The sequence below is a fragment of the Thauera phenylacetica B4P genome (genome assembly GCF_000310225.1).
Taxonomy (GTDB): Bacteria; Pseudomonadota; Gammaproteobacteria; order Burkholderiales; family Rhodocyclaceae; genus Thauera; species Thauera phenylacetica.
The window spans coordinates 1-2356 of the sequence record NZ_AMXF01000382.1 but is presented as its reverse complement, the minus strand read 5'-3'; the positions used below and the strand labels follow the sequence as shown (position 1 = coordinate 2356).

2 protein-coding genes are annotated in these 2356 nt (G+C 69.4%); both read left to right on the top strand.

All coding sequences use genetic code 11. The features are described from left to right. Nucleotides 1-464: 464 nt before the first annotated feature. Nucleotides 465-1277, top strand: coding sequence for a PEP-CTERM sorting domain-containing protein (locus C667_RS22230; RefSeq protein ID WP_004385917.1), 813 nt, complete (start codon nucleotides 465-467; stop codon nucleotides 1275-1277). A 139-nt stretch (nucleotides 1278-1416) separates the two neighbouring features. Continuing rightward, on the top strand, nucleotides 1417-1854 hold the full coding sequence (locus C667_RS22225) for a low molecular weight protein-tyrosine-phosphatase (RefSeq protein WP_004385914.1): 438 nt from the start codon (nucleotides 1417-1419) through the stop codon (nucleotides 1852-1854). The last annotated feature ends 502 nt before the right edge of the window (nucleotides 1855-2356 follow it).

Below are 2356 nucleotides of genomic sequence, written 5' to 3'. Positions count from 1 at the left end.
GGAGGAGCGGCGGCAGCCGCGAATCGGGCGGTGCGGCGGGTGAGGTGGTCGCGGGCGATCGACGCCGGGTTCGCGCCTGCCGGCGCTCCTACATGAACCGTCGCGGCCCGGGAGGATGTCGCCGGCCCCCGGCGCATGCGGACGCAGCCCGGACCATGTCGCCACGGCTCGGCGCAATGTAGGAGCGGCGGCAGCCGCGAAGACGGCCGTTCCGAGATCGGCGCGCACGATAAAACCGGCCTCTTGCGCGCATCCTCCCGGCATCCGGGCGCGAGTGTCGGATTTTTTTACACCGGCTCGCCTCAGCCTGCCAAGATCGCGGGCATCCCCTCTACGGATCAGACACTTACAAAACAGGCACCAATATTGCTTCATTGAAGCCAGCGGTGATCAATCGCCCTGTTTCCCACAACGAAGAGCCCAACCTGAGCGTTGTCAGGTCCCAGTTTTAAAGGATTGCGCCAATGAAAAAACTTGCTCTCATCGCAGCGACCGCGTCGCTCGCAGCTGTCTCCACCGGGGCCTCGGCCGCCTATGTCAGCACCGCCAACCTGGGCGGCGACTTCGCCGTCACCGGGTTCGCCGACACCACCCCGGGCACCTACCAGATCGCGCTGACCAACCTCAGCGGTGCCCTTTCGCTGGCCGCCGGCCCGGCGGGCACCTACAACGTCAGCGTCGGCCCCGGCAGCGCCGGCCCGACCGGTACCGCCACCGCCACCTTCTTCGCGGGCACCGGCGGCACCGTCACGCGCAGCATCAGCTCGAACGTCGGCATCTTCACCGGCAACCTCACCCCGACCGGCCTGACCCCGGGCATCTACAACTTCGCCTTCGGCGGTAGCATCCCGTTCTCGGTCGGCTTCAACTTCGGCGGCTCGTACGACGGCGCCACCACCTCCGGCGTCCTCGGCCTGCTCAACGGCCTGCTCGGCACCAGCTTCAGCGACCCCACCGGCGCGGGCACCGTGGCGATCACCGGCACCGTCACCAACAACAGCTTCGTGATGGACGTCGTCGAAACGGCGACCGGCTGGGACGGCGCGGGCAAGCTGCTCGCCGCGGCCGACTATGGTGTGTACCTGCAGTCGAACGGCCTCACCGATACGACCGCCAACAGGCTCGCGTACGCGCAGAGCCCGACCTACAACCGCACCGACGGCACCTTCCGCGTCAGCAACGTCGCCGTGACCGCCGTCCCCGAACCCGCCTCCCTCGCCCTGCTGGGCCTCGGCCTGGTCGGTCTGGGCGCGATGCGTCGTCGCAAGCAGGCCTGATCCTCGGCTTCTGCGTCACCGCAAGCCGGCATCCTCGCGAGGGGGTGCCGGTTTTTGCGTTTACACTCCCGGCCCGAAGCGGTCGCCGACGCGCCCGCGCCCCACGCCACGCCCGATCCCGACGCCCTCGCACACCGCCATGTTCGACAAGATCCTCACCCTCTGCACCGGAAACATCTGCCGCAGCCCGCTCGCCGAGTACCTGCTGCGCGACCGCCTCGCCGCGCGTGGCCGTGCGGCCACGGTGGCCTCGGCCGGAATCGGCGCGCTCGTTGGCCATCCCGCCGACGAGACCACCCAGCGCGTCGCCCTGCGCCACGGCATCGACCTCTCGCCGCACGTCGCGCGCCAACTCACCCCCGAGATCACGCGCTGGGCCGACCTCATCCTGGTGATGGAAAAGCACCACCTCGAATACGCCACCCGCCTCGACCCCAGCGCGCGCGGCAAGATCTTCCTGCTCGGCCATTGGGACAAGGCCGAGGTGCCCGATCCCTATCGTCTCGCCGAAGAAAACCACCAGCTCGCCTACGACATCATCGCGCACACGGTCGAGCAATGGATCGGCAAGCTCTGAGGCCGCTTTCGCGGCGGCCGCCGCTCCTACATTGCGCCGAGCGGTGGCGACATCGTCGTCCCGCGGGCGCGGTGACATCGTCCCGCGGGGGTGGCGGCATCGTCCCGGCACGCGTCGGACTCATGTAGGAGCGCCGGCAGGCGCGAAAGCGGCCTCGCCATGTCGGCATCCGCGTCGATTGCATGTCGGCCCATTCGCGGCTGCCGCCGCTCCTACATTGCGCCGAGCCGCGGCGACATCGTCCCGCGGGGGTGGTGACATCGTCCCGCGGGGGTGGCGGCATCGTCCCGGCACGCGTCGGACTCATGTAGGAGCGCCGGCAGGCGCGAAAGCGGCCTCGCCATGTCGGCATCCGCGTCGATTGCACATCAGCCACATTCGCGGCTGCCGCCGCTCCTACATTGCGCCGAGCCGTGGCGACATCGTCCCGCGGGGGTGGCGGCATCGTCCCGGCACGCGTCGGACTCATGTAGGAGCGCCGGCAGGCGCGAAAGCGGCCTCG

Excerpts from the sequence above, each read along its gene's own strand:
- C667_RS22230 (WP_004385917.1), top strand. The coding sequence starts at position 465 with ATGAAAAAACTTGCTCTCATCGCAGCGACCGCGTCGCTCGCAGCTGTC.
- C667_RS22225 (WP_004385914.1), top strand. The coding sequence starts at position 1,417 with ATGTTCGACAAGATCCTCACCCTCTGCACCGGAAACATCTGCCGCAGC.